Here is a 2,547-nt window from a genome sequence, read left to right as displayed (position 1 = left end):
TAACAGTGACTCAAATGAAAAATCCCTAATTAAAAGTCTGACTAACTTATAATTTTTTGAATGGAACTTTTCGTATTTCATTATATCATTAATTAGGGATTTACACAAGAAAGGATGTGTAAATTATGCCTGTTTATAAAGATCCTAGACCATCTAGGAGTGAAAAGCCATGGTTCTTTAAAGTTAATTATCAAGATTCATTTGGTAATAACAGACAAAAGAAATCTAAAAACTTTGCTACTAAAAAAGAAGCGCAAGATGCAGAACGTATATTCCTGGTGACTTCTACTAACAAAGTCGAAGATAATAACATGACATTTCAGGATCTATATAATGAGTTTAGAGCTCATAATGATAAAGAAATGAGACCAACAACAATTTATGGTTACAAAAATAAAGAAAAATATATCGAATGTTTTTATAAAGTAAAAGTTAAAAATTTTAATATCATGCATTTTATGGAATGGAAAAATGATATTGATTCTAAGTCATTATCACTTAGAACTAAAAACGATATCTACAAGTTTCTAAAATCCATACTTAACTTCGGAGTTAAATGGCACGGATTCAATTTCATTGATGTGTATAACAAAATGACTAAGTTTACTGATCCAACTGCTCGTAGAAAAGAAATGAGCTATTATACATATGAAGATTTCAAGAAGTTTATTTCATATGCTCAAGATTTAAAAACTAAAGTTACTTTTGAAATACTCTACTACTGTGGGTTAAGAAAAGGTGAACTGAAAGCACTTACCTGGAAGGATATTTATTTTGACAAAAGAATACTTTCAATCAACAAACAATTAACTCAATTAAATAATAAAGGCAAGTTTGAATTTAGTGATACTAAAACTAAAGATAGCAAACGTATAGTTCCTATTACTAAATCTCTTCTAAATGATTTAAAAGAGTTATATGAGTATGACAAGAAAACATATGCTAACTTTAATGATGATTTCTTCGTGTGTTCTGACTGTAGACCTATTGCAGACTCTACTCTGTATTTATATCGCTCCAGAATGGCTGATAAGGCCGGATTAAAGCGAATCAGGATTCATGACTTTAGACATTCGTGCGCATCACTTTTAATCAATAACGGTGCTAATGTAACATTAGTAGCCAAGTATTTAGGACATACAAAAATCGAGGAGACACTAAATACATATTCACATATGTTTAGTACTGCACTTGATTCTGTTGTTTCAGTTATAGATAGCTTAGAAGATGACTAAGCTATTTTAATTTTCGTAAAATTCCACACCATTAACATAAAGTATGTCTAACATTTTTAAACGTCCTGGCATAGAAGGAGTTGAAGCTAATCTGTGAATATTAAGTTCATCAAACAAAGTACCAATATATTCTGTTTTAGTTTCATACTTCCATCTTAAACTGTTTGTGTAAAATACTAGCCAATATTTAGTATCATACGCTGCCTGTTTCCACTCTGATCCAAACCTATTATTTAGCTCAATCTTAATATTATCTAAATATTTTTTTATTAGTTCTTCTTTTTCAATTGTCAAATTATTTGAATTAAAATAATCTAAGCACATAACATCTTGAAGAACTCCAACTCCCAGCAAATCAGACATATACTCAGTTATTTCTGCTGAAGAACATCCAAGCTTTAAAATAATATGTTGTAACCATAAATCGGTTATTTCTTTTAATTGTGGCTCACAAGAGTTTCGCTTATTTATCCATTTATTCAAAATTGTATTTTTTTCAAGTTGAGTAAAGTCCAACTTATTAAAAATACTAAGGATTAAATTTGCTGCTGATTTTGAAACTAAATTATTTTTAAACATCATGTTAATTAAATAATCCAACAATATTTTACTTGTTTCCTTATCTAAATATTTTTCAGGTATTTCATCTCTTTCATATAAAAAATTTAGGATTGATATCATATAATTACAATTAGAATATTTTATTTTAAGCGCTAATGATAAATCATTCATAACATTTTCAACGTAATCTAACGAAGTGTCAAAATCCTCAACCTTTATGCGATTTTTCAAGGTATAAATTCTTTCTGTTTGTATATTCTTTAAAGAAATAAATGGAAATTCTTCTATTTTAAACTTGCTTAAATTTAGATCAAGGCCATATTTCAAAAAACACTTACCAATAAAGTTTTTTACATCCAATTCTAGCTTTTCCTTTGAATCTGAGAAGAAATCATAATCATCACAAAAATGCACAAAGCTAACATCATCATCTTTATACTTTTCAACAATTTGACGATCAATTTTGGATAAAATGATTTCAGAAATAATTCCAGAAGTATATGGTCCTATAATAATTCCTTTTGTTTCATTTTTATTTAATGTTCTAGACAATGCATCTAAATTTTCAAATATCTCTTTATTATGACTATTGACTAAATCCCAAGAAACAGAATGGCTATAAATACTATTAAAAAAATTGCTAACATCAATACTCATGTGGTAATATCTTCCAGAACAAATATTGTGTGTAATTAATTCTTTATTATCAAATCCGCGTTGAACAAGTTCTTCAGTTTCTTCTGTTAATATT

Annotated in this window: 2 protein-coding genes; one reads left to right on the top strand and one right to left on the bottom strand. The window is 27.8% G+C overall.

The window, feature by feature from the left end; all coding sequences use genetic code 11:
* Nucleotides 1–125: 125 nt before the first annotated feature.
* Nucleotides 126–1,235 (top strand): site-specific integrase, encoded by a 1,110-nt coding sequence (locus QZZ11_RS00795; RefSeq protein ID WP_292472632.1) that lies wholly within the window; start codon nucleotides 126–128, stop codon nucleotides 1,233–1,235.
* Nucleotides 1,236–1,241: 6 nt separating this feature from the next.
* Here QZZ11_RS00795 and QZZ11_RS00790 read toward each other — a convergent pair.
* Nucleotides 1,242–2,547, bottom strand: a 1,306-nt coding sequence (locus QZZ11_RS00790) for an RNA-directed DNA polymerase (RefSeq protein WP_292472630.1), incomplete at its 5' end; no start/stop codon positions are given.

Source organism: Methanosphaera sp. (genome assembly GCF_016282985.1).
Taxonomy (GTDB): Archaea; Methanobacteriota; Methanobacteria; order Methanobacteriales; family Methanobacteriaceae; genus Methanosphaera.
This window is presented reverse-complemented; position numbering and strand designations above follow the sequence as displayed.